The sequence below is a fragment of the Lentibacter algarum genome, from assembly GCF_018860975.1.
GTDB classification, from domain to species: domain Bacteria; phylum Pseudomonadota; class Alphaproteobacteria; order Rhodobacterales; family Rhodobacteraceae; genus Lentibacter; species Lentibacter algarum_A.
Genome location: NZ_JAHKQI010000008.1, coordinates 209,329 through 236,148 on the forward strand (window position 1 = coordinate 209,329; position 26,820 = coordinate 236,148).

The following is a 26,820-nucleotide window of genomic DNA, read 5'->3' on the forward strand; positions in this document are numbered from 1 at the left end:
TATGTTCTAGTTGTTGCAGGTGGATAGTGGTTTGAAGATATCGGATGATCGGCGGCGCGGGCGCGGTGTTGGCAGCAATGCGGCAGGGCGCTTTGAGCGGTATGGCCGTGAGGAAACCCATGACGGCTGGGAGATACCGGAAGAGCGTGCCGGGTTTCGGACCGAAGTCAGCTATGAGCAAGCACGCAGTCTGATCAGCTATAACCGCTCGCCTGATTTGCCGTTTGACCGCTCGATCAACCCGTATCGTGGTTGTGAACATGGCTGTGTTTACTGTTTTGCGCGGCCAAGTCATGCTTACTTGGGCTTGTCTCCGGGGCTTGATTTTGAAACACGGCTGATTGCGCGCCAGAATGCCGCTGAAGTGCTAGAACACGAGTTGCGCGCGAAGCGTTATGAGGTTGCACCTCTGGCGGTTGGAACCAACACTGATGCTTACCAACCTGTAGAAAAGCGCGAAGAGGTTTTTCGCAAGTGTCTCAAGGTGTTGCAGGATGCTTCTCATCCGGTTGCGATTGTCACCAAAGGCACTTTGATCGAACGGGATATTGATATTTTGGCACCAATGGCAGCGCAGGGGTTGGTGCGGGTTGGTGTGTCGGTGACGACGCTTGATGCAACGCTTTCGCGGCGGATGGAGCCGCGGGTGCCAAGCCCCAAGCGACGGCTGGAGACCATTCGCAGGTTGTGTGCGGCGGGGATACCTGTGCGGGTAATGTGCTCGCCCGTGGTGCCGGGGCTGACGGACGCCGAGATGGAGCGGATTTTGGCCGCGGGCCGTGATGCGGGGGCGACATCAGCGAGTTGGATCATGTTGCGTCTGCCGCGGGAAGTGTCGCAACTTTGGCAAGACTGGCTGGCTGAGCATTATCCGCACCGTGCTGCCAAGGTTATGGCGCGGTTGCGAGAAATGCATGGCGGCAAGGAATATGACGCTCGCTGGCACAAGCGTATGCGCGGCGAGGGGGTCTATGCGGAAGCGATAGCGGCACGTTTCAAGCTTGCTGTGCGGCGGCTTGGGCTGGATGAGGCGCAGCCCGCTTTGCGCTGTGATCTGTTCAGGCCGCCCGAACATACGGGCGACCAGATGCGTTTGTTTTAGGTTCTGCGACGTCGGTTTTGACGTGTCGGGGCGGCTTCATTGTCGCCTGTGCCGTCGGTCGCGGAAGAGAATGCGCCCATTTTGGCGGTGATCTCTTCAAGTGCAGGTTTGCTGCCTTTGGGCGTGTTTTCAAGGGCTTCGCGCATTGCTCTCAAGTGCTCCGGCATCGTGCCGCAGCAACCACCAATGATTTTTGCACCGCTGTTACGCGCGAGCACGGCATACTCTCCCATCAGTTCGGGCGTGCCATCATAGTGGATGTGGCCGTCGTGATATTTTGGGATACCGGCGTTGCCCTTAGCAATGATGGGTCGTTCGGAACCGCCAGCAGTGAAGCCTTGCACGGTGCGCAGCAAATCAGATGCGCCAACACCGCAGTTTGCGCCGTAGGCAAGCGGTGGGTTCGGCAGTTTCTCGACAAATGCGGCGAGATCGGCGCTGGTGACACCCATCATCGTGCGCCCGGCTGTGTCAAAACTCATCGTGCCGCACCATGGCATGTCAGCAAGCGCAAAGGCCTCGGCAGCCGCGGCGTATTCTTCAGGAGCAGAAATAGTTTCGACCCAGAGCACATCAACGCCGCCTTCTTTGAGGCCTTCGGCCTGTTCGTGGAAGATTTCAACAGCGAGTTCATGGGTAAGTGAGCCCATTGGCGCCATGATCTCGCCTGTGGGCCCAACCGAGCCTGCAACGATGATTGTGCGGTCGGTTTTGTCAGCGACTTCGCGACCAAGCTCGGCTGATACGCGCGAGAGTTCGCGGGCGCGGTTTTGGGCGTTGTGCAACTTAAGGCGCGCTGCATTGCCGCCAAACGAGTTTGTCAGGAACAGGTCTGATCCCGCATCAACGGAGCCTTGATAGAGCTTAAGGATGTTGTCAGGTTTTTCAGTGTTCCAGAACTCGGGCGGATCACCCGCGCCAAGGCCCATGTTGAACAGGTTTGTGCCAGTCGCGCCGTCGGCCAAAAGCCAGTCGCGCTGGTCAAGAAGTGCTTCAAGAGGGGATGTCATGAGCCGGTGCCTTTTTCTAGGTGCGTGGGTCTGTTGGCTTCATGTCGCACAGTTGGGCAGGTGAGGCAAATCCCTTTGGTGGCTTATCGCGGGCGGCGGCGTTTTTTCGCATGTGGTGCTGGTAACTGTTTGGGCAAGATCAAGCATCGAAATGCCAAGCGAGAGCCGGTTTGGGGCGGCCATGTAGAGGGGACGGTAGTGCGGCGCGAAGCTGTCTTTGAACTGCACAAGCCCTGCGCTGCCCGAAAGATAGGCTATAAGGCGGCCTAGCTTGGCATTGCTTTTACGGGCAGGCAGGGCCGCAAGCGACAGTTGATGACGACCATTTTTCGATGCGTCTTCAATTGCTTGAGTGATCAACGTATGCATGGTTCCGTCTGGGCGCTGCATTTGTAGAGCACAGGCAAGCGGTTGCGGTTTCTCGCGGCACTGGTGAGGGCAGGCAACAGCGTTGCCATATCGCCTTCTGCCGGATCAAACAGGGCAGTGAGCGTTTGAGGGGTTTGCACAGTGAAGACAAGGGCGATCAGAAATACCGGTAGCAGCGTTGTTAATGGAAGGCCTGCACTGTCAGGGACCAGAAAAAACAGGGCAAGGGCTGCAAACAACGTGTCCAGAAACGTAAGGCTAACAACTAAAAGGCTGTGCAAAAATGGCTGTGAGCACAGGCGCAACAAAAAACGCCACCCCGAGAAGGAGCGGCGCTTATCGTGTTGTAAGAGAAGAGCTTAGCTGGCTTCTGTCATCACTTGTTGTTGCGCGATTATGGCCAACTCACTGCGCTTGGCGCGGATGGTGTCGGCATCGGCTTTATCGCCCAGATCGGCGGCGACTTTACGCACAACATCTTCGTGGCCTGCTTCTTCAAAGTCCGCTTTGATAACGTCTTTGGCATAGGCTGCGGCTTCATCGTCTGACTTGCCCAAAAGCTCGGCGGCCCAAAGGCCCAGCAACTTGTTGGTGCGGGCTTCGGCTTTGAATTTCATCTCTTCGTCATGGGCGAACTTGCTTTCGAATGCGTTTTCACGGTCATCAAATGTCGACATCTTGCTGGCTCCTCGCAAGGTTAAAACTGTGCAATACATATGCCTACCGAGGCGAATAGGCGCAACCCCCTCTGATTGCCTTGCGACAATGAGCCCTTTGACATATGAGGGCGGCAAGGCGCTCAGACTCACTTTGGGCGCACAGTTTGGAGCTTTGACATGGCACGGCGCACAAAAATCTATGAAGGCAAAGCGAAAACGCTCTTTGAAGGGCCAGAGCCTGGCACAATTGTGCAGTATTTCAAGGACGATGCGACGGCTTTCAACGCTGAAAAGAAAGACGTCATTGAAGGCAAGGGAGTGCTCAACAACATGTTGTCCGAGTATTTCATGACCGGGCTGACAAATATCGGTGTGCCAAACCATTTTATCAAACGGCTCAACATGCGTGAGCAACTGGTTAAGGCCTGCGAGATCATTCCGCTGGAAGTGATCGTGCGCAACTACGCCGCCGGCAGCATGAGCAAGCGGCTTGGCATAGAAGAAGGCACGATGCTGCCGCGTCCGATTGTAGAATATTGCTACAAGGATGATGCGCTTGGTGATCCGCTGGTTTCGGAAGAGCATATTGCTGCGTTCGGCTGGGCCAGCCAGCAGGATATGGATGACATTCTGAGCCTTGCTTTGCGGGTGAATGATTTTCTGTCGGGCGTTATGTATGGCGTTGGCATCAAGCTGGTTGATTTCAAGATCGAGATTGGCCGTGTGTATGAAGGCGATTTTCAGCGGCTCATCGTGGCTGACGAGATTAGCCCTGACAGCTGCCGCCTGTGGGACATCGAGACAGGCCAGAAGCTTGATAAAGACGTGTTCCGCCGCGACCTAGGCTCGCTGACAGACGCTTATAGCGAAGTGGCCAAGCGTCTGGGTGTGATGCCCAAAGGCGCAACGCCCATGAAACCAACATTGATCAACTAAGACCACCAAGGGGAAAGCCAAATGAAAGCGCGTGTGCATGTGATGCTGAAGACCGGAGTTCTTGACCCGCAGGGCGAGGCTGTGCGCCACGCGCTTGGTGCGCTCGGTTTTGACGGGGTTGAGGGCGTGCGTCAGGGCAAGGTGATCGAGCTGGACCTGGCTGAGGGCACAACCGAGGCGACGGTTAAAGAGATGTGCGAGAAGCTGCTCGCCAATACGGTGATCGAAAGCTACACCATCGAGCTTGGCTGAGGAGCGCGCGACATGAAAGCTGCTGTAATCGTTTTTCCGGGGTCAAACTGCGACCGTGATTTGCAAGTTGCGCTGAAACGCGCCGGTGCGGATGTGCAGATGATCTGGCACAAAGACACCGAGCTGCCTGCGGGCATTGACTTGGTGGCTGTTCCGGGCGGGTTTTCCTTTGGCGACTATCTGCGCTGCGGGGCGATTGCGGCGAACTCGCCTATTTGCCGCTCGCTGATCAAACATGTTGAACGTGGCGGTTATGCGCTCGGAATTTGCAACGGCTTTCAGGTTTTGACGGAAACCGGCTTGTTGCCCGGGGCGTTGCGCCGCAATGCTGGCCTGAAATATATTTGCAAGCCTGTGCAGTTGCGCGTTGAAGCCTGCGAGAGCGATTATCTGGTGGGCTATGAAGCTGGCCAGGAGGTGACTGTCCCGATCGCGCACCATGACGGCAACTACTATGTCGATGATGCCAAGCTGGCGCAGTTGCAGGGCGAGGGGCGCATTGCCTTTAGTTATGTCGACAACCCCAATGGCTCGGTGGCGGATATTGCTGGCGTTGTCAGTAAGAACCGGCGCGTGCTTGGCATGATGCCGCACCCCGAGCGCATGGCCGAACCAAGCCACGGCGGCACTGACGGAAAAGCGATGTTTGACGGCTTAATGAGCCAGATGGCGCTTGCCTGAAGCCAGCGGCTTGTGAGGGGGGCTTTGCGGGGCTAGTCTGTGTGGATGAAACCGCTTGCCAAAACCCAGAATCCAGAGCGAAGCCCGAGAACCGTCAGTTGGCGGGTGCGTCTGGTGTTTGTTGCGCTCTTGGTGTTGGCGGTCATAACAGTGGCAGTGACCAATCGGTTGCTGACCCAGAGGTTCACAGAAAACACCCGCAACAGGGCTGAGCTGCGGTTGGCACTTTATTCGGGCAACCTGATCTCCGAACTCAAACGCAACTCGATTGTGCCGCAACTGTTGAGCCGTGATCCGGCTTTGATTGGTGCCTTGTCGTCAAGTGATTTTAGTCAGTCAACACAAAGACTTATCTCGTTTGTTGAGGAAATCGGCGCGGCTTCACTCATTCTGCTTGATGCGGGCGGGCGCACCGTTGCGGCGACAGATCGGGGCCGGCTAGGTGAGGCGCATCGTTCGCAGCCATACTTTGTCGATGCTTTGCGCTCGAACGACACGATTTTCACGACAGTTCCGCGCGAAAGCGGGGGCTATCGCTTTGTTTATGCGCGCCGCATCAATTTGCAGGCCGAGACACTGGGCGTGATCCTTGTCGAGGTCGATCTGGCGAAGTTCGAACGCGGATGGGCGGGCATATCAGACGCGGTTTTGGTGACTGATAGCGAAGGCACGATCATTCTGGCCACCGAGCCGCGTTGGCGCGGCGTGAGCGAGGCGAACGCCCTGAGCCGCGAGCCTGCTGAAAGTGCAATTCAGCGCGCGATCAGAGCCACTCAGGATTGGACCTCGCTGTCGCCGGATGCTTACGTGCAAGGCGAAGCGGTGATGCGCAAAGAAACGCGCGTGGCGTTTCGGGGCTGGCGGATGGCGAGTTTTACCACTTACTCAAGCGTGCGCGAACGGGTGAACGGTGTGCTGGCGCTCGAGATCATGGGATTTGCCATTTTGCTGTCCCTCGGATTTTACCTGTTGAGCCGTAAGTCTGCCGTGCGGATGGCACTTTTCCAGCGGGAGTCGGCGGAGCTTCGCCGCCTGAACGCGCGCTTGCAGCGGGAAATTGCCGAGCGCGAAAAGATGCAAGGGCAGCTTGAAGTGGCGGAGCAAAGCCTCGCGCAGAGCTCGAAACTGGCGGCGCTTGGCGAGATGTCGGCAGCTGTGAGCCACGAGCTGAACCAACCCCTCGCGGCAATGAAAACCTACCTTGCCGGAGCGCGGCTTTTGTTGGCCCGCAACCGGCCCGATGAGGCGGTTTCGAGCTTTCTGCGGATCGATGATCTGATTGAGCGGATGGGGGCGATTACCAAGCAGCTCAAGAGCTATGCGCGCAAGGGACAGGACAAGTTAACCCCAATAAACATGGGCGATGCGCTGACTTCGGCCCTGTCGATGATGGAGCCGCAACTGAAGCTCAGGCATGTGAAGATCGACCGTGTTTTGCCGAGTTGGCCTGTCTATGTCATGGGCGACCGCGTGCGCATCGAGCAGGTGATGGTCAACCTCATTCGCAACGCGCTTGATGCCACGCGCCAAGAGGCTGACCCCGAGGTTGAGCTGATCCTTGCGGCGGGTGAAACCGCTTCACTGATGGTGCGAGACAACGGCCCCGGAATCGATGATCTCGACGCGCTGTTCGAGCCGTTTTACACGACAAAAGAGCCCGGTGAAGGCGTCGGCCTTGGGCTTGCCATTTCTTCTGGTATCGTAAACGACCTAGGGGGCAGGCTGACGGCGCGCAATTCTATCGCCGGAGGGGCTGTATTTGAAATGCAACTTCCTATCTTGGAAGTCGATGCAAATGGCAACGTCACCAAGGACGCGGCCGCAGCAGCGGAATAACAGGGCGGGAGACCCAACATGGCGAAAGCAATGAAAATCGCGATTGTGGATGACGAGCAGGACATGCGCCAATCTATAAGTCAGTGGCTTGCACTATCAGGCTATGACACGCAGACGTTTCCCTCAGCGGAAGATGCGCTCAAGGAGCTTGGGCCAGACTACCCCGGTATCGTGATTTCCGACATCAAGATGCCCGGCATGGACGGTATGCAGTTTCTGAAAAAGCTGATGGGCGCTGACAGTGCTTTGCCTGTTATCATGATCACCGGTCACGGCGATGTGCCGATGGCCGTTGAGGCGATGCGGGTTGGCGCTTTTGATTTTCTCGAGAAGCCGTTCAACCCTGACCGGATGACCGAACTCGCCAAGAAGGCGGCCAATGCGCGGCGCCTGACGATGGACAACCGAGCTTTGCGGCGTGAGCTGTCGGATGGCGGGCAGTTGATCAAGAAACTCATCGGTATCAGCCCTGTTATGGCGCGGCTTAAGGAAGATATTCTTGATCTGGGGCAGGCCGATGGGCATGTGCTGATCGACGGCGAGACAGGCACTGGCAAAACACTTGTGGCGCATGCGTTGCACGCAGTTGGTGCGCGGGCTGGCAAGAAGTTTGTTCTGGTCAGTTGCTCGGCGCTGGAAGAAGAGGCGCTGGTCAAGCGCTTGTTCGGGCCTATGCAGCCGGAAGACAGCCAGTTGCCCGCGGTGGAAGAGGCCCGAGGCGGCACCTTGGTGCTCGAAGACATAGAGACGCTGCCCGACGCCGTGCAGGCGCGCTTGCTGAGCTTTATGAACGATGAAGGCAACCCGCCCGAAACGCGGATTGTGGCGATTTCAAACTTGCAGGAACAAAACCGCACAGTTGAAGATGCGCTGCGCTCTGATCTGTTTTACCGCATGGCCGCGCTGCGCATTACGGTTCCGCCGCTGCGCCAACGCGGAGAGGATATCCTGACGTTGTTCACCCGTTTGGCGGAGGAATACGCAGATGAATACGGGTGTGATGCGCCGAAGGTGACAGCACAGGAGGCTGCGCAACTGCTGCAAGCGCCTTGGCCCGGCAATGTGCGCCAGCTGATCAATGTGGCCGAGCGGGCGGTGCTGCAATCGCGACGCGGGTCAGGTTCTATCACTTCGCTGTTGATGAACGACCACGACGAGATGCAGCCGGTGATGACAACCGAAGGCAAGCCGCTCAAGGAATATGTAGAAGCCTTCGAACGGATGCTGATCGACAACACCATGCGCCGCCATAAAGGCAGTATCGCGAGTGTGATGGACGAGCTTTGCCTGCCGCGCCGGACGCTGAACGAGAAGATGGCCAAATACGCGCTGCAACGTTCTGATTATCTTGTGTAATCACTCTCTGCCAACGTCTTGAAACGAGGCGTGGATTTCACTTGGTTTGGATCCTCGGGGCGCTGTTGATCGCGGGGGTGATCTGCTTTGGCATGGTCATTTTACATGGTATGGCGCTCAGCCCGACTGGCTATGTCGCGCCGACAGCTATATTGGAACAGCGATGACAAGCGCGCAAATAACAAAGTCGCACGCGCCAACTTTTGCACCAGTGTTGCAGGTGACAACAGACACTGGTGTCACAACGCGTTTGACTGACTTGCTGCGCGAATGACCGCATTTGTGACAGTTTGGCATTGTGTTTTACCGCATGGTGGCATTAAGTAGAGGTGAGGGCACACAAAGTTGCGCCCTCTTTGAGTTTCTCTGCTTCGGAAATCTAGATGTTTCCCCAGCAGTATGAATTGGTCGGAACCCCCGGCCAGACGGACCGGCAAACCTTACGTTTGCCATTAAACGGGCGCCCTTGGCCTTCAAAAAGCAAAGAGGCGTCGGAGAAGAAACGCGATGAAGCGCGCGACACCATTGAGTTTGAGAGCCGAGGGCGCAAGCGCCCCCTCCAAATGCGCGTCTGACATTGCCATAAATAGACACGTTACAAGAGCTGCCGGGCCCCCGGGCGCGGTTGGCGTTTTGTCGTGCAATTGGACAACATGGCTAAGAAAATGCTTATCGACGCCACCCACGCAGAGGAAACTCGCGTTGTGGTGGTGGATGGAAACAAAGTTGAGGAGTTCGACTTTGAATCCGACAGCCGCCGGCAGCTTGCTGGCAATATCTATCTTGCAAAAGTAACACGGGTTGAGCCGTCGCTTCAGGCGGCGTTCATCGACTATGGCGGCAACCGTCATGGCTTTCTCGCGTTCAGCGAGATTCACCCTGATTACTATCAGATCCCGATCGCAGACCGCGAAGCGCTTATGGAAGAAGAGCGCGTCTATGCGGAGGCCATGAAGGCCCGTGACGAGGCTGAAGAGGAAAAGCCCAAGAAGCGCCGCCGTTCACGCGGGAAGGCTGCTGCGGCGGACACTTCCGAGGATGCTGTCGTGACCTCTGAAGTTTCAGGCATGGAGACCATCGACCTTGATGAAGGCGGTGACGATACGCTTGAAGGCAAGTCACCGATGGAGCTTGTTGCGGAAACCCCAGTTGAAGAGCCTACTGACGACGCGCCTGAAACCGAGGCAGGTGATGAACCTGCTGAGGCAGCGGCGCAGGAGCCTGCTGAGGCAGATGCAGAAGCAGTTGCAGATGCAGATGCGACTGATGAAGACGAAAAGCCAAAGCGTGGCCGTCGTCGTAAGCAAGATGCCAGCAGCAAAGACGAGAACATTGAAAGCGTCGCGGAGGAGGATGATCAGGATGATATCCGCCCACCTCGCAAGCCGCGCGCCCGCCGTTACAAAATCCAGGAAGTGATCAAAGTGCGTCAGGTTCTGCTGGTGCAAGTCGTCAAAGAAGAGCGCGGCAACAAGGGTGCTGCCCTGACGACCTACCTGAGCCTTGCAGGCCGCTACTGCGTATTGATGCCCAACACGGCGCGTGGCGGTGGTATCTCACGTAAGATCACCAACGCCGCAGACCGTAAGAAACTCAAAGAGATAGCTGTCGAAATTGAAGTGCCGCAGGGTGCCGGCCTGATTGTTCGCACGGCGGGTGCCAAACGCACCAAGCCCGAGATCAAACGCGACTATGAGTACCTGCAGCGACTCTGGGAGCAGATCCGTGAGCTGACGCTCAAGTCAAATGCTCCGGCGAAGATCTATGAAGAAGGCGACCTGATCAAACGCTCGATCCGCGACCTCTATAACCGCGATATCGACGAAGTGCTGGTTGAGGGCGAGCGCGGCTACCGCATTGCCAAAGACTTCATGAAAATGATCATGCCGTCACACGCCAAGAACGTTAAGAACTACCAAGAAGGCCTGCCGTTGTTTGCGCGCTTTCAGGTTGAGAACTACCTCAGCTCGATGTTCAACCCGACCGTGCAGCTCAAGTCGGGCGGCTACCTTGTGATCAACCCGACCGAGGCGCTTGTCTCGATCGACGTGAACTCGGGCCGTGCGACCAAGGAAGGCAGTATCGAGGACACCGCGACCAAGACCAACCTTGAAGCCGCCGAAGAAGTTGCGCGCCAGTTGCGACTGCGCGATTTGGCGGGTTTGATTGTCATCGACTTTATCGACATGGACGAGCGCAAGAACAACTCGGCCGTTGAAAAGCGGATGAAAGACAAGCTCAAGAACGACCGTGCGCGTATTCAGGTTGGCCGCATTTCAGGCTTTGGCCTGATGGAAATGAGCCGCCAGCGTCTGCGCCCCGGGATGATCGAGGCAACGACACAGCCTTGCCCGAGTTGCCACGGTACCGGGCTTATTCGTTCGGATGACAACCTTGCGCTTAATATTCTACGTCAGATCGAAGAAGAGGGCACGCGCCGCCGCTCACGCGAAGTGCTGGTCAAATGCCCTGTCGGGATTTCGAACTTCCTGATGAACCAGAAACGCGAGCACGTAGCGCAGATTGAAGCGCGCTACGGCATGTCGGTTCGTATTGAAGGCGACCCGATGCTGATCAGTCCTGATTTCACCATCGAGAAGTTCAAAACGGCCACTCGCCGCGTGCAAGAGGCCAGTGCGCCTGTTGTTTCGGCGACGGCTGCATTGATGGCTGACATTGACGGTGAAGACGACGATGTTGTTGAGGCTGAGAACGTTGAAACACCCGAGAACGCCGAAGCCGGCGAAGGCGATGCGCCCAAGAAGAAACGCCGGCGTCGTCGGCGCCGTCGGGGCAAAGGCGGTGCTGATGGTGAAGGCCAAAACGCTGACAACCAAAACAGTGAAAGCCAGAATGCTGACAGCCAAAACGGTGAAAGCCAGAATGCTGATGGTTCGAATGTAGCGTCTGGTGAAGAAGCCAGCGCTGTGCAGGATGCCCCGCAAGAGCCAAAGGCTGAAGACACACCCGCACAAGCCGAAGAGAAACCAAAGCGCACGCGCCGCCGCGCGCCCAAGAAGGCCGCGGAGCCCGAAGCAGAGGCGGATGCGGCAGCAGAGCCGGAAGTTGTTGCCGAAGCGGTCGAAGAAAAGCCCAAGCGAGCCACACGCAAGCCTCGGGCGAGAAAGCCCAAGGCTGATGAGGTAGAGGCTGATGCCGAAGCGGCCACCAAGGCTGAAGCGGAACCTGCGGAAGCGGAGGAGAAACCAAAGCGCAAACGGGCGAGCCGCGCAAAGAAGAAGGTTGACGACACTCCGGCAGAGGCTGTGGTTGAAGCGCCTGTAGCAGAGGCCGCACCAGTTGTTGAACCCGCACCAGTTGTTGAACCCGCGCCTGAAGCCGTTGCTGAAGACAAACCGAAAGGCCCGAAAAAGCGCGGCTGGTGGTCGCTCGGTAAGGGCTAAGCCTAAAGTAAAGAAAATAGGAAAGCCGCGCCTTCGGGTGCGGCTTTTTCTTTGGGGTTAGGCCTTTTGAACGCGGTAGGTCTGAGCGCCTTGACGCTCGCCGGTTGCAACGAGCTTATGCCCGGACTCGGCACAAAAATGCGGAACATCTATCGCCGCCGCCGGATCATCTGCCCAGAGCGTTATCTGTTCTCCCGAGGCGAGCTTGCTCAACCGTTTGCGCAGGCGCAACACGGGAAGGGGGCATAAAAGGCCGCGGGCATCTATCAGTTCGTCACTCATATTTCGGCTTTAGGGGGTATGTTACAGCCTGTCCACAGACTTGTGACTAAATGTGCCAATGACGCGCCTTCCGATATGCCCTAAAGCTTAAGCATGTTTGGAATCGAAATCATGGATGCGGGTCTTTTGCCTGCGATGATCGTGGCCTTGGCAGCGGGTATTGTCTCGTTTCTGAGCCCCTGTGTGCTGCCGATTGTGCCGCCGTATCTGGCTTATATGAGCGGCGTGTCTGTCAGTGAGTTAAACCGCGAAGGAAGCCCCAAGTCAGCGGTGTTGCCGGCGCTGTTCTTTGTTCTCGGGTTATCGACAGTTTTCTTGCTGCTCGGGTTTGCAGCCTCGGCCTTTGGGAAGATGTTCTTGCAATACAGCAGCACATTTTCGACGCTGGCAGGCGTTATCGTAATGATCTTCGGCGCGCATTTCATTGGTATTTACCGCATCGGTTTTCTTGACCGCGAAGCGCGGCTTGATGTTGGTGATCAAGGCGGCAGTGCTATGGGAGCTTATGTGCTCGGGCTGGCTTTTGCGTTTGGCTGGACGCCCTGCATCGGGCCGCAGCTTGGCGCTATACTGTCGCTTGCTGCGAGTGAGGCTAACATCGGCAAAGGGCTGGTGTTGCTGGGTATCTACGCCATCGGGCTTGGCCTTCCGTTTCTGATTGTGGCGCTCTACTTGCCGAGGCTTGGCGGGCTGATGGGCTGGATGAAAGCGCATATGGAGCAGATCGAAAAGGTGATGGGTTTGTTGCTATGGACGGTCGGACTGTTGATGCTGACAGGTGGTTTCTCGGCCTTTTCCTATTGGCTTCTTGAGACATTTCCGGCGCTTGCGACACTCGGTTAAGCCTTACTCTTGTCAAAAAGCTGCGTTAAACTCTGTGCAAACGAGTTAGGGCTTTGAGCGGTATGCCTCCTGAGACAAGAGAAACAGTCAGCAAGCGGAGGGTGTTTTACATCCCCGGTTATGACCCGATTCATCCGCGAAGATACCGCGAGCTTTACCGCAAGGAAGGCGCGGAACAGGCTGAAATCTCCGGATATGACATTGCACTAAGCCCCAAGAAAACCAAGGGCGGACCCTATGGCTGGCATGTTGAAGGGCGTGTTGACGGCGCGGTTTGTGATGCTGATTTCGAAGTGCTTGTTTGGTCGGATATCGTCAAGGACAGCATGGATCAGGGGATTGCTGCGACCTATGTTCAGATGGCGCGCACGGCTTGGACTTACATAGCATCTGGTGCTCTCTGGCGGCTGATGAAGCTGCGTAAGGGGCCGGTGATTGCGGCGCTGTATCCGGTGATGTTTTTGATCGTGCAGCTTGTGTTGGCGGTTGTGATTGGCGGCCTTGTGATGTGGGCGCTCGAAGAACTGACGATCCCATATCTTGGCCGCACCGGTGGGTGGCTTTCGCAGCTTTGCGGGCTTGTGGCGGCATATCAGTTGTTGCGTTGGTTCAAGGCCAAAGACAACAAGTTTTTCGCCTACTACCTCATGCATGACTATGCCTATTCGGCGCAGTCTCGTGGTGAAAACCCGCCCGAACTTGAAGCCCGAATGACCGAATTTGCCGATGCGATAGCCGAGGCACTGACGCAGGAGTGTGACGAGGTTTTGGTGGTTGGCCACTCGTCGGGCGCGCATTTGGGGGTGTCGATTCTGTCGGATATGATCCGCGAGGGAAGGGTGCCTGAGGGCGGGCCGCAGCTGGGCTTTCTGACATTGGGGCAGGTTGTGCCGATGGTGTCATTTTTGCCCGAGGCTTGGAGGCTGAGAGCTGATCTGGCCTACTTATCTGCGCGCGACGAACTGACTTGGGTTGATGTTACGGCGCCGGGCGACGGTTGTGCCTTCGCGCTTTGTGATCCGGTTACGGTGTCGGGCGTTGCGCCCGCAGACAAGCGCTGGCCTTTGGTGATTTCTGCGGCCTTCACACAGACATTAAGCAAAGCGCGCTGGAAAGAGCTGAGGTGGAAGTTTTTCCGGCTGCATTTCCAGTATCTTTGCGCCTTCGATGTGCCAGGTGACTATGACTATTTCCAGATTACTGCGGGGCCAACCACATTGGAAAAGCGGTTTGAGGGTCGTAACCCGTCGGGCTCGCGCATTGAGGCTGCGGTAAACAAGTTTACGAGTGTCGCGCCGTGACTGTGTTGCCTCCCAAACCGCCTGCGCGGCCTGATAAAGTCAGCCTCTGGCGCTATGTGAAACTGTTTCGCCAAGACATATTGTCGGCGCAACCGGCGAAGCTTTATCGCGCATGGATGGCAGAGTTTCGCACGCCGTTCTTTCGTTCCTTTATGGTCAATGACCCCAAGGTTTTGAATAGGGTGCTAAAAGAGCAGCCTGATGATTTTCCCAAATCATCACGGGTGAGCGAGGGGTTGCGCCCATTGCTTGGCGACAGCGTATTCCTGACCAACGGTGATGTGTGGAAACGACAGCGGCGGATCATTGATCCGGCGTTTGAGGGCGGGCGCTTGCGAGATACGTTTCCGGCGATGTGGGAGGCAGCAGAGTCGGCTGTTTCCCGGCTTGAGACCGGTGTGACAGAGATCGAGGAAGTTACCAGTTTTGCCGCGGCTGATGTCATTTTCCGCACGCTGTTTTCGATTCCGATTGAAGATGAGATCGCCAGTGAGGTGTTCAGCGAGTTTCGGGACTATCAGCGCAGCCAGCCGATTGTAAACATTGCGGCGTTCTTGCCTATGCCACGTTGGATGCCACGGTTTTTCAGGCGGCGGACGCGTGAAACCGCCAAGACTATTCGCGGATTGATCAGAAGGCTCACGCAAGCTCGGGCCGCCGAGATAGCAGCGGGAACGGCGCCGGATGATCTTGCGACCAAGATAATGACCACGGTTGACCCTGAAACGGGAGAGAAGTTTTCTCCGGAAGAGATGATTGATCAGGTTGCGATCTTCTTTCTGGCTGGCCATGAAACAAGCGCTTCAGCTCTGGCTTGGACGCTGTATTTACTGGCGCTTTACCCCGAGTGGCAAGACCGTCTGGCGGAGGAAGCAGAGCAGCTTGAGGCCTGCGACTTTGCGGTGATGTCAAAGCTCAAGCTGAGCCGAGATGTGTTTCGCGAGGCTCTAAGGCTTTATCCGCCCGTGCCAATGATGGTGCGTGAGGCGGGCTGTCCGGTTGAGTTTCGTGAGCGGCATGTCGCGAAAGGCAGCCAGATCGTACTGAGCCCGTGGCATTTGCACCGGCATGAGCGGATTTGGGAGCGGCCAGACGAGTTTGACCCTGAGCGCTGGAAAACCGAGAGCGGGCGTCAATGTGCGCGCGAGGCTTACATGCCGTTTAGCGCGGGGCCGCGTGTGTGCACGGGCGCCGGCTTTGCGATGGTTGAAGGGCCGCTGCTGCTGTCGATGTTGCTCAAGGCGTTTCGCTTCGAGTTGATTGAGGGGCGCGAACCTGTGCCTGTGGCGCATTTAACGGTGCGGGCAAAAGACGGGATCTGGTTAAAGGTCGGTCGGCGTTAAAGGCTCTTGTAATGCGCGAGCACAAAAAGCCGGATCGCCGAAGCAAGGCCGCTGTCGGTTCCGCGTGCATCGTCGATCTGGGCTGCAAGCACGTTGATCGGCGTATTCTGTTGAGCGGCGATATCGCGAAAGGCTTGCCAGAATTCGTCTTCGAGCGAGACGCTGGTGCGGTGTCCGTGCAATGTGAGTGAGCGTTTAAGGGGCCGGCTCATGGGTCGCGCTTTTTGCCGGACAGTGAGCGCTCGGCCAGCTCTGCCTTGGCTTTATCGAGTGATTTGTCAGCTTTTGAACGCCCGAACTTGACGGAGTTTTCTTCGGCGCGAGCAGACTTCTCAGCTCGCGCCTTAGCTTTTTTGAACCGGTTGAGATTAACCGGCGTTGTCATCACTTTGGCCCGATCATGTCTTCGGGGCGCACAACTTTGTCGAATGTCTCGGCATCGACAAAGCCAAGTGCGATGGCTTCTTCTTTGAGGGTAGTCCCGTTTTTATGCGCGGTTTTGGCAACTTTGGTGGCGTTGTCATAGCCGATCGTCGGGGCGAGGGCTGTGACCAGCATCAGGCTCTCTTTCATCAGCTTGTCGATGCGCGGCTCGTTGGCCTCGATACCGTTGAGCATGCGCTCGGTAAAGCTGTCGGCTGCGTCGCCCAGAAGCTGGATAGATTGCAGCAGGTTGTAGCTCATCATCGGGTTGTAGACGTTGAGCTCAAAGTGGCCTTGTGAGCCTGCGAACTTGATCGCGGCGTCGTTGCCCATGATATGTGCAGCAACCTGTGTGAGCGCTTCGGCTTGGGTTGGGTTAACCTTGCCTGGCATGATAGACGAACCAGGCTCGTTTTCCGGCAGGATCAACTCGCCAAGGCCAGAGCGGGGGCCAGAGCCAAGGAAACGGATATCGCTGGCGATTTTGTAGGCAGAGCCAGCAACAGTAGCAATCGCGCCAGACAGAAACACCATCGCATCATGTGCGGCGAGAGCTTCAAACTTGTTGGGAGCCGTCACGAAGGGCAGGCCGGTGATGTTGCCCATATGCTCGGCAACAGTTTCGCCCCAGCCGTGTTTGGTGTTGAGGCCGGTGCCGACGGCTGTGCCGCCTTGAGCGAGCTCATAGATGCCCGGCATGGCTGCATTCACCCGAGCGATGCCCTGTCGAATCTGGTGGGCATAGCCGCCGAATTCTTGGCCCAATGTCAGCGGTGTCGCGTCTTGGGTGTGGGTGCGGCCGATCTTGATGATATCTTTGAAGGCCGCTGCTTTGGCCTCAAGACCGCCTGCGAGCTTTTCCAAACCGGGCAGGAGCACGTCGTGCACTGACATCGCTGTGGCGATGTGCATCGCGGTCGGGAATGTGTCGTTAGACGACTGACCCATGTTGCAATGATCGTTAGGGTGCACGGGGTCTTTGGAACCGATCGTGCCGCCCAAGATTTCGATTGCGCGGTTGGCGATGACCTCGTTTGAGTTCATGTTTGACTGCGTGCCAGAGCCTGTCTGCCAGACGACCAGCGGGAAGTTGTCGTCAAACTTGCCGCTCACGACTTCGCCTGCGGCTTCGATGATTGCAGCGGCGAGCTTGCCGTCGAGAGCGCCACTGTCACGGTTGGCCATTGCACAGGCTTGCTTGATCACGCCCAAGGCACGCACGATGGCGATAGGCTGCTTTTCCCAACCGATGGGGAAGTTCATCAGCGAGCGCTGCGTTTGTGCGCCCCAGTATTTGTCGGAAGGCACTTCTAGCGGGCCGAAGCTGTCGGTTTCGGTGCGGGTGTTGGCCATGTCGGGCTCCTCAAGGAAATTGTCGCAATTGGCATACCGCCCTCGTGAAGGCAGGGCAATGCCAGAATTCCTATTGCGTTTCGCCAAAAGTGTGAATTTCAGAATTGTCGCGAAACGCCCACAACGCAGAAAAGTTCTGTTGTGCCTCGGTTTTCCTCTACATGAGGTTAAAGGCGTGACGCCTTAAAGCTTATTTGCGGAAGTGATCAAGGCTGACAACATCAGCCTCATGCGGCGCATCATCTTCGGCGGCTTCCTGCATGGGGGCTTCGTGTGGCGTGCTATCTTCGACTTCGGTTGTGTTTTCATCGTCGGATTCGTTTGCTTCAAAGCGCAGGCCGAACTCAACCGACGGATCAACAAAGGTTTCGATCGCATCATAAGGGATGTAGAGCGTTTCCGGTTCGTCGCCAAAGCTGAGGGTGACGGAGAAGCCTTCATCGGTAACTTCAAGCGCTTCGAAGTCGTGTTGCATCACCACGGTCATTTCTTCGGGGTAGCGCTCGCAGAGCCAGACCGCGAGCTTGGCCTCGGGGTGACGGGTGTTGAAGGTGATAAAGAAGTGGTGCGCGCCGGGCAGGCCGTGTGCGGCGACATCTGTCAGCACCTGATGGATCAGGCTACGCATGGCATTGTGCATCAATGTGCCATATTCGATTACGCGTGACATAGCGGCCCTCTTTCTTGTTGCCTCGACAATAAAACATTCTGAGGAAAACAAAAGGCCGATTTCGCTCTAGATAGCGCCTGAAATTGCAGCCAAAGCCAACCCGATGAGCGCGTTTCCTCCGATCAGTAGGCCGAGCGATGCTTTGCTGCGCCAAGCAATAAGCACACCCGTGCCTATGAGCAGAGCGGCTTGCCAGTTGAAGCTGCTCAAGGTGTGGTCCGGCAGCAGGACAGAAAGTGCAAACCAGAGCGACAGTGATGCGATAACTCCCGTCACTGCGGCGGTGATTGCAGCGAGCGCGCCCTTCAGGCGAGGCATAGCGAGCAATTGCTCAAGATAGGGGGCACCGGCGAATATCCACAGAAAGCAGGGTGTGAATGTCATCCAGAGGGTCAACAGGCCTGCGAGAACCATGAGCGCAAAGCCGCCCTGACCGTAGCCTGCGAGATGCCCGACAAACTGTGTCACAAGAATGAGCGGGCCGGGTGTCGTTTCAGCCATGCCGAGCGCGTCGATCATTTGCGGCGTGGTGATCCAGCCGTAGTCTTGCACAACAGTCTGTGTCATCCAGCCAAGCAAGGCGTAGGCCCCGCCGAAACTGAGTAAGGCAAGTCGGGTGAAATAGCTCGCCAGTTCGGTGAGGAACGTTGCCTGCAAAGCCCAGAGCAGCGCAAGTGGCGTGAGCCATAGCAGAACGCCGATCAGAAGCGTGCGCAGGGTTTTGGTGAGCGCTTGCGGCGATGCTGGCGTGGTGTCAGGCGGGGCGTTGCTTCGCATGAAGAGCGCCCCCGTCAAAGCGGCGGCGACGATGATCAAAGGGTAAGGCGCGCCGACAGCCGTAAACCCCGCGAAGGCCGCAAGCGCGACGGCAATGCCAAGGGGTGACGTGAGCGCCTTGCTGGCGAACTTGCGCAGTGCCAGCGCGACGATGGTGATCACAGCGGCCTTGATGCCCAGAAACGCGGCTTGCGCCCAAGGTTGCGCGCCGTAGGTGATGTAGAGCAGGGCGAGCGCGAAGATCACTATTGCCCCGGGGATGATGAAGAGCAGACCGGCGATCAACCCACCGAGCGTGCCGCGTAGTTTCCAGCCTGTGTAGGTTGCGAGTTGCATGGCTTCAGGGCCGGGAAGCAGCATGCAAAAGCTGAGCGCGCCGAGGAACTGCTGTTCTTTGAGCCAAGCTTTCTCATCGACCAGCACCTTGTGCATCAGCGCGATTTGCGCGGCCGGGCCACCGAAGGACAGCAGGCCGATGCGGGTGAATGCGCTCAGGAACTCGCGGGTATCCGGCGCGCTCACGCGGTGTCTCCGAGCTGACTTGCGTGGGTTTCGCCGCTGCCATCGCGCGCCCAGCGGTAGAGGGCGTCATAGAGCGGCAAAGCAGCCGCGAGCTGTTGGTTGTCGTCAGAGTGTTGCTTGGACAGGCCAACCGACAATGCCAGCAGGCCAGCTGCTTCGGGGGCATCTGCAAGCTTGCCAAGGTCGGCCGCTCGGATGACCTCTGCCATCTTTTCAAGTGCCGGGGTGGAGAGGGTGAAGTGCTTGAGTAGGGTGTCGAATGTGCAGCCGCTGTCTTCATGCGAGAAGGCGGCGCCGTTAGCGTCGTAAGACAGCGCACCAAACTTCTCTGCCACGTCAAGCACTGACGCCGGAGCGACATATAGAAAGGAGGCTCGTGGATCAACAAAGCGGGTGATCAGCCATGGGCAGGCGAGCCTGTCGATCTTGGGACGTTGGCGTGTAACCCAAGCTGTGCCGGTTGCGGGCAAAACGCTCTGGGCGGTGCGCGGCGCATTGGCTGTGTCGCGCCAAGCAAAGTTGCCGCCTGTCAGGTTTTCCGCATCAATACCCTGAGCGCGCAGCCATGCTGCTGTGCCTTGACTGAGTTTCTTGCCCTTTTGGCAAATTATGATCGTTTTGCGCCCATTCAACAGCGGCAGCAGGCTTTCAAGCTCTGTGTGTTTGTGCCGAAACGCCGTTGGGATGAGAAAAGGATCGGCGTTAAAGTCTTCATCAATCGTGACATCGACAATGACAGGCGCGTCGGGAGTGCCGATAAGACGCATGAGCTGGTTTGCAGTGATTTCGTTGAGCATGGGGCATGTCTCCTGAGAAGCTTACAGAAACATGCGAAACTTGGGCCGCAGCCTCACGGGGTGTTCGCAACAAAACCCCATGCGCCTATTTGCCCCTCTGAAACCGTGCTTGTCAAGCTGATGACCTAGCTCAACCGTGCTCCCGTGAGCAACAAGCCCAACGAGCCTTCGGGCAGTTGACCGAGCTGCTCAAAGAAGGGCAAGAAATCAAAATTATTGTATGCTTCGACAATTTTGTCTCCCTCATATCGGGCGAAAATCATACCCGTAGCATTGATTTCCTCGGCGGTGCTGACAGCGGTTGTGTGCACCTGAATCATGGCAGAGAGCCAGTCTCCCTCTACATGAGAGCGCACGATTGTTGCTTTCGGATTGTTGCATAAGGCCCGTATGGCAACGACAAGTTGCTTGAAATCATTCGGATCAACCGCGAAATCAGACATGATGCCAGTGGCCCTTGTTGATGCACTGAACAACTCATCAACGACTTCCAGGCGGCCCTTTGTCCAGACTTCGTCATACCAGTGTTGAAGAAGTTGTGTCTTTGCGCAGTTTGAATTGCTCATGTTTTGCTCCCAGAGTGACAAGGAGAGCATGCAGCAACATTCTGAACAAAAGGTTAGGGAAAGGCAGAAAGTGCAGGTTTCTGTTGCCAGGTACCTGCGAACCCCGCCTTACGTCGCTAAACGCAAGGAGTTAAGTTTCAATAGTTCCGGTCGCTTACGCGGCCATCGCCATTGGAGCACGATTGTCATTTGCAATTGTACAGTTTTCGCCGATAACGGTGGCAGACAGCCGAAACAAAGCTAACATCTTTAGACGTTCGTCGATCCTATTTCGACCCCATGATCCCCAAATGAAGGATGTTTGGTGGAGTCGCCGGGTACCGCCCCCGGGTCCGATCCGCTTATTACATGCGCGTTTATGTTCATAGTCCCAAAGAGGACAGCTTATATATAGGCCCGCTTGCATTTGATTTGAAGAGGCAAATTGTATTTTGCTTAATTGTGCCGGCATAGGTGCTCGGCTAGGGTCGCGGTGAACAGAGCCCAAAAAGGGGAACAAACTTGCCGATATTGATGGCTCTTGTCATGCTGATCGGCTTCTTTGTTTGGCGCGCTTGGGGGCGGCAGCGTGCTGAAGGAGCAGTTGCGACCAAACTCGATAGCCTTTTGCGACGTAACCCCTGTCGCTGGGAGCATGTCGACGATAAAAAAGCTATGCGAGAGTTCCGATGTCTCCAATGCGGCGTCGTTGCTTATTCAAGCACTGGCAAGCCGCCGAAGGAGTGCAAACGACAGTTCAAGGGAGGGCTTTGATGAAAGCAATAGCACTATCAAGACGGCTGCGCCGCACACCATTTAGCGAGGGCGTTGAGGCCGCTGGCGTCAAGGGATACACGGTGTATAACCGTATGCTTTTGCCGACAGTTTTTCGCTCGGTTGAGGAAGATTACCGGCACCTCAAGGATGCTGTGCAGGTTTGGGACGTGTCCTGTGAACGGCAGGTTGAGTTGCGCGGGCCAGACGCCACGCGGCTGATGCAGATGCTCACCCCACGCGACCTTCGCACGATGGTTGTCGGACAGTGTTACTACGTGCCAATTGTCGATGAAACTGGCGGTATGTTAAATGATCCTGTGGCCGTAAAACTGGCGGAGGATCGCTGGTGGATCTCGATTGCTGACAGTGATTTGCTGTTGTGGGTCAAGGGGATAGCCTACGGTTACCGCCTTGATGTGCTGGTTGATGAGCCTGATGTGAGCCCGCTTGCTGTGCAAGGGCCGAAGGCCGATGACCTGATGGCTGATATCTTTGGAAATGCGGTGCGCGACATACGGTTCTTCCGTTTTAAGGAGCTTGAGTTTGCCGGGCGCAAGTTGGTTGTCGCGCGCTCGGGATATTCAAAGCAAGGCGGGTTTGAGATATACGTTGAGGGCAGTGACATCGGCATGCCGCTTTGGAACGCTTTGATGGAAGCGGGCAAGCGGTTTGATGTGCACGCGGGCTGTCCGAATCTGATCGAACGAATTGAAGGCGGGCTGCTCAGCTATGGCAACGACATGACCGACGACAATACGCCGCACGAGTGTGGGCTTGGGCGGTTCTGCAACACGCAATCGGCTATCGGATGTGTGGGGCGCGACGCTTTGCTGCGTGTCGCACAAGAGGGGCCTGTTCGGCAGATACGAGCCGTTGAGATACATGGTGATCCGGTCGGAGGCTGTGATCGGTTGTGGCCTGTGATGGCGGGTGATATGCAGGTTGGAAACATTAGCAGCGCGGCTTACTCGCCTGATTTCAATACCAATGTCGCGATGGGACTGATCCGCATGACGCATTGGGACGAGGGCAGTGAAGTCGATGTTATCACGCCGGATGGTGTGCGGCCTGCGACTGTAAGAGAGACATTCTGGATATGAAAACCGAAGGATAAGATTATGAGCAAGTTCAACGCGTTGATGGTGAACAAAGACGAAGAGAGCGGCGAGACGAGCGCTGCAGTGACGCAGCTTTCGGCGGCAGATTTGCCGGCAGGCGAGGTGACTGTCGCAGTAGAATATAGCACGGTGAACTACAAAGACGGCCTCTGCCTTGGGCCGGGCGGAGGGCTTGTTCGCAAGTACCCGCATGTGCCGGGGATCGACTTTGCGGGCACTGTCGAAGCCTCTGATGACCCACGTTACAAGGCTGGTGACAAGGTCGTGCTGACCGGGTGGCGCGTTGGCGAGGCGCATTGGGGCGGTTATGCGCAAAAGGCGCGGGTGAAGGCTGACTGGCTGGTGCCGTTGCCTTCGGGCCTTGATACACGGCAGGCGATGGCTGTCGGCACAGCTGGCTTAACGGCGATGCTCTCGGTTATGGCGCTGGAAGATCACGGCATTAAACAAGGCCCTGTGCTGGTAACTGGCGCGGCAGGCGGCGTTGGCTCGGTGGCGACGGCGATCCTGGCGAACCTTGGCTATGATGTTGCCGGAGTTACGGGGCGGCCAGAGACGGGAGACTACCTTAAGTCATTGGGTGCAAAGCAAATTGTTGCTCGAGAAGAGCTTAATGAAACCGTCAAACGGCCTCTTGAAGGCGAAACATGGGGCGGCTGTGTTGATGCCGTTGGCGGCGCGATGCTGGCGCGGGTTCTGGGGCAGATGGAGTATGGTGCCTCAGTTGCGGCTGTGGGTTTGGCTGGCGGGGCTGGACTGCCAGCGACGGTTATTCCTTTCCTGCTGCGCGGGGTTAATCTGCTTGGCATTGACAGCGTTATGCAACCCTATGAGAACCGCCTAAAGGCTTGGGAGCGGATTGCCAAAGATCTGCCGATGAACAAGCTTGAAGACATGGTGCAACCCGCCGTGCTTTCAGACCTGCCACAACTTGGTAAAGACATTCTCAACGGACAGGTCAAAGGCCGCGTTGTTGTTGATGTGAACGCGTGAGGGGCGAGCAAAATGAGCTACGATAACGACAATATTTTCGCCAAGATACTGCGCGGGGAGATACCTGCTTTTAAGGTGTATGAAGATGATAACACCTTGTGTTTCATGGATATTATGCCGCGCGTTCCGGGGCATTGCTTGGTCATTCCCAAGACAGCTTGCCGCAATATCCTTGACGCCAGCCAAGAGCAACTCAGCGCCTGTATGGCGACGGTGAGCAAGGTGGCGAATGCGGCCAAAGAGGCGTTTGGAGCGGATGGCATTACGCTACAACAGTTCTCGGAAGCGGCTGGAGGGCAGGAAGTTTTCCATTTGCATTTCCACATTCTGCCACGCCATGAGGGGGCAAAAGTGGGCCCGCACGGGGTGATGGGCGACATGGATGAAATCAAAGCCAACTGCGAGAAGATCACGGCGGTTCTGGCAAAAGGTTAACGCCAGAAACCGCCTGCACAACGCGTGCATACCACAGTGCATACCACAGTGCATAATGCGTGCTGACAGTTTTGGTCGGGTGAAAATGGTTAACGGGGGCGAAAGCCGTTAACTTTGGAAACCCGCTCAAAACTGAAAGAACGACACGAAGCTAGAAAACCCTAGCCTGATTGTGGGCGCATTCATTGGGCATTGGAAGAAAGTTGTGCATTGGAAAGAAACTGACAGCCCTATGGCGTGCGCGTCCGAGGTGCTGCCGGAAGCGACTTTTAAAAAACTGCAACAACAATGACACGAAAGTGTTAACATCCACAGGTATTCAGTCCGCGAACTTTGGGGGCTGAATATGTTGAAAATTGATGCGTTGACCAAATCCTTTGGTCAAAAAGTCGCCGTAGATAATGTGACTTTTGATGTGGATAAACCGATGATGATTGGCATCATTGGGCGATCTGGCGCAGGCAAGTCGACGCTATTGCGGATCATGAACCGGATGGACAACGCGACCAGCGGCAGCATCACCTTCGGTAATGTGGACGTAACTGGGGCAACGGGCGCCGTTAAACGGCAATGGCAATCGCGTTGCGCGATGATCTTTCAACAATTCAACCTTGTGCCGCGCATGGATGTTGTCTCCAACGTTTTGCACGGGACACTGAACCGCCGCTCGACCTTGGCAACAATGTTCAACCTTTACCCACAAGACGAGATACATAAAGCTATCGAAATTCTGGGCCGTTTGGGGATTGCGGAACACGCGCCGAAGCGCGCTGATGCTTTGTCGGGTGGTCAACAACAACGTGTCGCGATTGCGCGTGCGCTGATGCAGGATCCTGAAATTATCCTTGCTGATGAACCTATTGCGTCTCTTGACCCTATGAACGCCCAAGTCGTGATGGATGCGTTACGCCGCATTCACGAAGAGGACGGGCGCATGGTCATTGCGAACCTTCACACGCTCGACACAGCGCGGCGCTATTGCGACCGCGTCATAGGAATGCGCGACGGGCAAGTCGTTTTTGACGGCGCTCCCGAATTACTCACGACGGATGCTGCGCGTGACATCTACGGGGCAGGGGCTGACTTTTCGGAAGAAGCAACCTCCACGCAGATCGAAACTCTCGACCAAGCTGGCAGCCTTGAGTTGCTGTCTGCTTAAAATCTACTTTCAAAAATCTCAATGGAGAAACCCATGAAAACCACCCTCGCACTTGCCCTTGCTGCAAGCACCTCCCTGACATCTGTTGCATTCGCAGAAGACGCAAAAATCTCAGAATTTCGCATCGGTATTCTGGGCGGCGAAAACGCACAAGACCGCATGACTTCAAACGAATGTGTTCGCGCATACGTCGAAGACCTGTTGGGCGTCGAAACCAAGATTTTTACACCGGCTGACTACGACGGCGTGATCCAGGGCTTGCTCGGCGGCACGATCGACATGGCATGGCTTGGCGCATCTGCTTACGCCAAAACATATATGACCGACGCCGACGCAGTTGATGTTGTCATGGTCAAAACCAATCTTGACGGTTCCTACGGCTATCATTCAATCGGTTTCGCACGCACCGAAAGCGGCATCGAATCGCTTGAAGACATGAAAGGCAAAGTGTTCGCCTTCGGTGATCCGAACTCGACTTCTGGCTTTCTGATCCCGTCTGTCGAAATCCCCAAAGCCATCGGCGCAACGATGGAGTCTGGCGACTATTTCGGTGAAGTGCGCTTTGTTGGCGGGCACGAGCAAACCATCGTTGCGGTTGCGAACGGCGACGTTGACGCTGGTGTGACATGGGCCGACGGGCAAGGCGATTGGCTCGATGGTTACAACTCAGGCGCGTTGCGCAAAGCGTCTGACTCTGGTCTTGTTGACATGAACGATCTTGTTGAAATCTGGCGCTCGGAAATCATTCCTGAAGGCCCGATTGTTCTGCGCCGCGCGCTACCAGCGGACGTAAAAGCTCAAGTGACCGAGTTCCTCGGCAACTTGCACACGCAAGACGCGGAATGTGCTTACAACATGGCTGCTGGTGAAACCGCAGGTTTCTTCCCAATCACCCATGATGCTTACAAAAACATCATCGCAGTGCGCAAAGCTGTTGAAAGCAACTAAGTCCGGATACCTTCGGACCGGGGCAGCGTTAGGCGCTGCCCCTCTCTATTTGGAGTAAGCTATGAGCGACGCTACGCACACTGGTTCGAACAGCACCGAGTTCATTCAACACAGTTATTTGGCGTTGGTGCGCCGTCGCCGGACATATGGCGGCCTTACATTGGCAATATTTGTGTTGCTTATGGTGTCAGGGTTTATGATCGCCGACGATCGCAACGCTGGCGGCTTCTGGTCTGGCTGGCATCAGGTTTTAGATTTCCCCAAAGATGTGTTTTCGGAAGCTTGGGAAAAACGTGCTGAACTTCCGGCGTCACTCGCCAAGTATTTCCCCTCGTTAATTGAAACAATCAACATCGCCGTAGCTTCGACACTTATCGGTGCGTTGTTCGGGCTGGTTCTGTCTCTGCTGTCCACGCGGGGGCTTGCGCGCTGGCCCAGAGCGATTCCGCTGTTTCGCCGCTTGATGGATATCTTGCGGGCGATCCCCGAAATCGTCGTAGCGCTCGTGTTGATTTTTGTACTCGGTGGCGGGCCCATTCCGGCGATGATCGCCATTGCTCTCCATACGGCCGGCGCGCTTGGGAAAATGTTTTCCGAGGTTGCCGAAAACTCCGACTTGAAGCCCGTCGATGGCCTGCGCTCAACAGGAGCGACATGGGCGCAATCCATGATGTTGGGCGTGCTGCCACAGGTCGCCCCCAATTTCCTGAGCTACGCTTTGTTGCGGTTTGAAATCAATATCCGCGCTTCGGCCATTCTGGGCTTTGTCGGAGCAGGCGGGATCGGCGCGGAGTTAAGCCGCGCTATGGCATGGGGACCAGGCCGATTTGATGAAGCTGCGGCAATCTTTCTGCTGCTGTTCGGAACAATCGTATTCTTTGACCAAGTCTCCAGTCGCTACCGCAACAAATTGACGGAAGGGTAATAGA

General features: G+C 56.3%; 28 protein-coding genes and 1 other RNA gene. 17 read left to right on the plus strand and 12 right to left on the minus strand.

Annotated elements, in window-relative coordinates:
- Positions 1-31 precede the first annotated feature (31 nt).
- Positions 32-1,102, plus strand: a complete 1,071-nt coding sequence (locus tag KO498_RS10400) for a PA0069 family radical SAM protein (RefSeq protein ID WP_252731384.1) — start codon at positions 32-34, stop codon at positions 1,100-1,102.
- On the opposite strand, the gene bmt is transcribed toward KO498_RS10400, so the two are convergent.
- The 3 genes from bmt to KO498_RS10415 form a co-directional block, all read right to left on the minus strand.
- On the minus strand, positions 1,099-2,112 hold the full coding sequence (gene bmt / locus KO498_RS10405) for a betaine--homocysteine S-methyltransferase (RefSeq protein WP_215959834.1): 1,014 nt from the start codon (positions 2,110-2,112) through the stop codon (positions 1,099-1,101). The genes KO498_RS10400 and bmt overlap by 4 nt on opposite strands.
- Before the next feature lie 39 nt (positions 2,113-2,151).
- Positions 2,152-2,502 carry a phosphatidylglycerol lysyltransferase domain-containing protein gene (locus tag KO498_RS10410; protein ID WP_436835928.1) on the minus strand — a complete coding sequence of 117 codons (351 nt, stop codon included), beginning with the start codon at positions 2,500-2,502 and terminating at the stop codon, positions 2,152-2,154.
- Between the two features lie 338 nt (positions 2,503-2,840).
- Positions 2,841-3,158, minus strand: coding sequence for a DUF1476 domain-containing protein (locus KO498_RS10415; RefSeq protein WP_215959836.1), 318 nt, complete (start codon positions 3,156-3,158; stop codon positions 2,841-2,843).
- A gap of 159 nt (positions 3,159-3,317) precedes the next feature.
- Between KO498_RS10415 and purC the strand changes: the two genes are divergently transcribed.
- From purC to KO498_RS10445, 7 genes are all read left to right on the plus strand, one after another.
- Complete coding sequence (gene purC / locus KO498_RS10420) at positions 3,318-4,076, plus strand: phosphoribosylaminoimidazolesuccinocarboxamide synthase (RefSeq protein WP_215959837.1); 759 nt, start codon at positions 3,318-3,320, stop codon at positions 4,074-4,076.
- A gap of 21 nt (positions 4,077-4,097) precedes the next feature.
- A complete protein-coding gene (purS, locus tag KO498_RS10425) occupies positions 4,098-4,328 on the plus strand; it encodes a phosphoribosylformylglycinamidine synthase subunit PurS (RefSeq protein ID WP_215959838.1) in 231 nt (76 codons plus the stop codon).
- Positions 4,329-4,340: 12 nt separating this feature from the next.
- The gene (gene purQ, locus KO498_RS10430; protein ID WP_215959839.1) at positions 4,341-5,009 is read left to right on the plus strand and encodes a phosphoribosylformylglycinamidine synthase subunit PurQ; all 669 of its coding nucleotides are present in this window, start codon (positions 4,341-4,343) and stop codon (positions 5,007-5,009) included.
- 45 nt (positions 5,010-5,054) lie between these two features.
- The gene (locus tag KO498_RS10435) at positions 5,055-6,845 is read left to right on the plus strand and encodes a sensor histidine kinase (protein ID WP_215959840.1); all 1,791 of its coding nucleotides are present in this window, start codon (positions 5,055-5,057) and stop codon (positions 6,843-6,845) included.
- Between the two features lie 18 nt (positions 6,846-6,863).
- Complete coding sequence (locus tag KO498_RS10440) at positions 6,864-8,201, plus strand: sigma-54-dependent transcriptional regulator (RefSeq protein ID WP_215959841.1); 1,338 nt, start codon at positions 6,864-6,866, stop codon at positions 8,199-8,201.
- A gap of 41 nt (positions 8,202-8,242) precedes the next feature.
- Positions 8,243-8,368: a hypothetical protein gene (locus tag KO498_RS18340; RefSeq protein ID WP_289847833.1), complete on the plus strand. Its 126-nt coding sequence runs from the start codon at positions 8,243-8,245 to the stop codon at positions 8,366-8,368.
- A 486-nt stretch (positions 8,369-8,854) separates the two neighbouring features.
- Complete coding sequence (locus tag KO498_RS10445; RefSeq protein WP_215959842.1) at positions 8,855-11,605, plus strand: Rne/Rng family ribonuclease; 2,751 nt, start codon at positions 8,855-8,857, stop codon at positions 11,603-11,605.
- Between the two features lie 57 nt (positions 11,606-11,662).
- Here the strand turns inward: KO498_RS10445 and KO498_RS10450 are convergent, their stop codons facing one another.
- Positions 11,663-11,887: a sulfurtransferase TusA family protein gene (locus KO498_RS10450; RefSeq protein ID WP_215959843.1), complete on the minus strand. Its 225-nt coding sequence runs from the start codon at positions 11,885-11,887 to the stop codon at positions 11,663-11,665.
- Between the two features lie 93 nt (positions 11,888-11,980).
- Between KO498_RS10450 and KO498_RS10455 the strand changes: the two genes are divergently transcribed.
- The 3 genes from KO498_RS10455 (at position 11,981) to KO498_RS10465 (ending at position 15,374) form a co-directional block, all read left to right on the plus strand.
- Positions 11,981-12,730: a cytochrome c biogenesis CcdA family protein gene (locus tag KO498_RS10455; RefSeq protein ID WP_215959844.1), complete on the plus strand. Its 750-nt coding sequence runs from the start codon at positions 11,981-11,983 to the stop codon at positions 12,728-12,730.
- A 62-nt stretch (positions 12,731-12,792) separates the two neighbouring features.
- Entirely contained in the window at positions 12,793-14,031 is a 1,239-nt protein-coding gene (locus KO498_RS10460; protein WP_215960478.1) for a hypothetical protein, read from the plus strand.
- Between the two features lie 2 nt (positions 14,032-14,033).
- Positions 14,034-15,374: a cytochrome P450 gene (locus KO498_RS10465; protein ID WP_215960479.1), complete on the plus strand. Its 1,341-nt coding sequence runs from the start codon at positions 14,034-14,036 to the stop codon at positions 15,372-15,374.
- Here the strand turns inward: KO498_RS10465 and KO498_RS10470 are convergent.
- The 8 genes from KO498_RS10470 to ssrA form a co-directional block, all read right to left on the minus strand.
- Positions 15,371-15,586: a ribbon-helix-helix domain-containing protein gene (locus tag KO498_RS10470; protein WP_215959845.1), complete on the minus strand. Its 216-nt coding sequence runs from the start codon at positions 15,584-15,586 to the stop codon at positions 15,371-15,373. The genes KO498_RS10465 and KO498_RS10470 overlap by 4 nt on opposite strands.
- Positions 15,583-15,759: a DUF4169 family protein gene (locus KO498_RS10475; RefSeq protein WP_215959846.1), complete on the minus strand. Its 177-nt coding sequence runs from the start codon at positions 15,757-15,759 to the stop codon at positions 15,583-15,585. Before KO498_RS10475 ends, KO498_RS10470 begins: the two co-directional genes overlap by 4 nt.
- Positions 15,759-17,150: a class II fumarate hydratase gene (gene fumC / locus KO498_RS10480; RefSeq protein ID WP_215959847.1), complete on the minus strand. Its 1,392-nt coding sequence runs from the start codon at positions 17,148-17,150 to the stop codon at positions 15,759-15,761. The genes KO498_RS10475 and fumC overlap by 1 nt, the downstream gene beginning before the upstream one ends.
- A gap of 190 nt (positions 17,151-17,340) precedes the next feature.
- Complete coding sequence (locus tag KO498_RS10485) at positions 17,341-17,820, minus strand: SspB family protein (RefSeq protein ID WP_215959848.1); 480 nt, start codon at positions 17,818-17,820, stop codon at positions 17,341-17,343.
- 66 nt (positions 17,821-17,886) lie between these two features.
- Positions 17,887-19,119 carry a chromate efflux transporter gene (chrA, locus tag KO498_RS10490; protein ID WP_215959849.1) on the minus strand — a complete coding sequence of 411 codons (1,233 nt, stop codon included), beginning with the start codon at positions 19,117-19,119 and terminating at the stop codon, positions 17,887-17,889.
- Complete coding sequence (locus KO498_RS10495) at positions 19,116-19,916, minus strand: chromate resistance protein ChrB domain-containing protein (protein ID WP_215959850.1); 801 nt, start codon at positions 19,914-19,916, stop codon at positions 19,116-19,118. Before KO498_RS10495 ends, chrA begins: the two co-directional genes overlap by 4 nt.
- 125 nt (positions 19,917-20,041) lie before the next feature.
- Complete coding sequence (locus tag KO498_RS10500; protein WP_215959851.1) at positions 20,042-20,482, minus strand: ester cyclase; 441 nt, start codon at positions 20,480-20,482, stop codon at positions 20,042-20,044.
- A 69-nt stretch (positions 20,483-20,551) separates the two neighbouring features.
- Positions 20,552-20,902: a transfer-messenger RNA gene (ssrA, locus tag KO498_RS10505) on the minus strand.
- A 332-nt stretch (positions 20,903-21,234) separates the two neighbouring features.
- Between ssrA and KO498_RS10510 the strand changes: the two genes are divergently transcribed.
- From KO498_RS10510 to phnE, 6 genes are all read left to right on the plus strand, one after another.
- Entirely contained in the window at positions 21,235-22,338 is a 1,104-nt protein-coding gene (locus KO498_RS10510; protein WP_215959852.1) for a dimethylsulfoniopropionate demethylase, read from the plus strand.
- An 18-nt stretch (positions 22,339-22,356) separates the two neighbouring features.
- Positions 22,357-23,349: an acryloyl-CoA reductase gene (gene acuI, locus KO498_RS10515; RefSeq protein ID WP_215959853.1), complete on the plus strand. Its 993-nt coding sequence runs from the start codon at positions 22,357-22,359 to the stop codon at positions 23,347-23,349.
- A gap of 12 nt (positions 23,350-23,361) precedes the next feature.
- Entirely contained in the window at positions 23,362-23,784 is a 423-nt protein-coding gene (locus tag KO498_RS10520; RefSeq protein ID WP_215959854.1) for an HIT family protein, read from the plus strand.
- 346 nt (positions 23,785-24,130) lie between these two features.
- Positions 24,131-24,943, plus strand: a complete 813-nt coding sequence (phnC, locus tag KO498_RS10525; RefSeq protein WP_215959855.1) for a phosphonate ABC transporter ATP-binding protein — start codon at positions 24,131-24,133, stop codon at positions 24,941-24,943.
- Between the two features lie 33 nt (positions 24,944-24,976).
- Positions 24,977-25,891 carry a phosphonate ABC transporter substrate-binding protein gene (gene phnD / locus KO498_RS10530; RefSeq protein WP_215959856.1) on the plus strand — a complete coding sequence of 305 codons (915 nt, stop codon included), beginning with the start codon at positions 24,977-24,979 and terminating at the stop codon, positions 25,889-25,891.
- 61 nt (positions 25,892-25,952) lie between these two features.
- Positions 25,953-26,816: a phosphonate ABC transporter, permease protein PhnE gene (phnE, locus tag KO498_RS10535; protein ID WP_215959857.1), complete on the plus strand. Its 864-nt coding sequence runs from the start codon at positions 25,953-25,955 to the stop codon at positions 26,814-26,816.
- Positions 26,817-26,820: the final 4 nt, after the last annotated feature.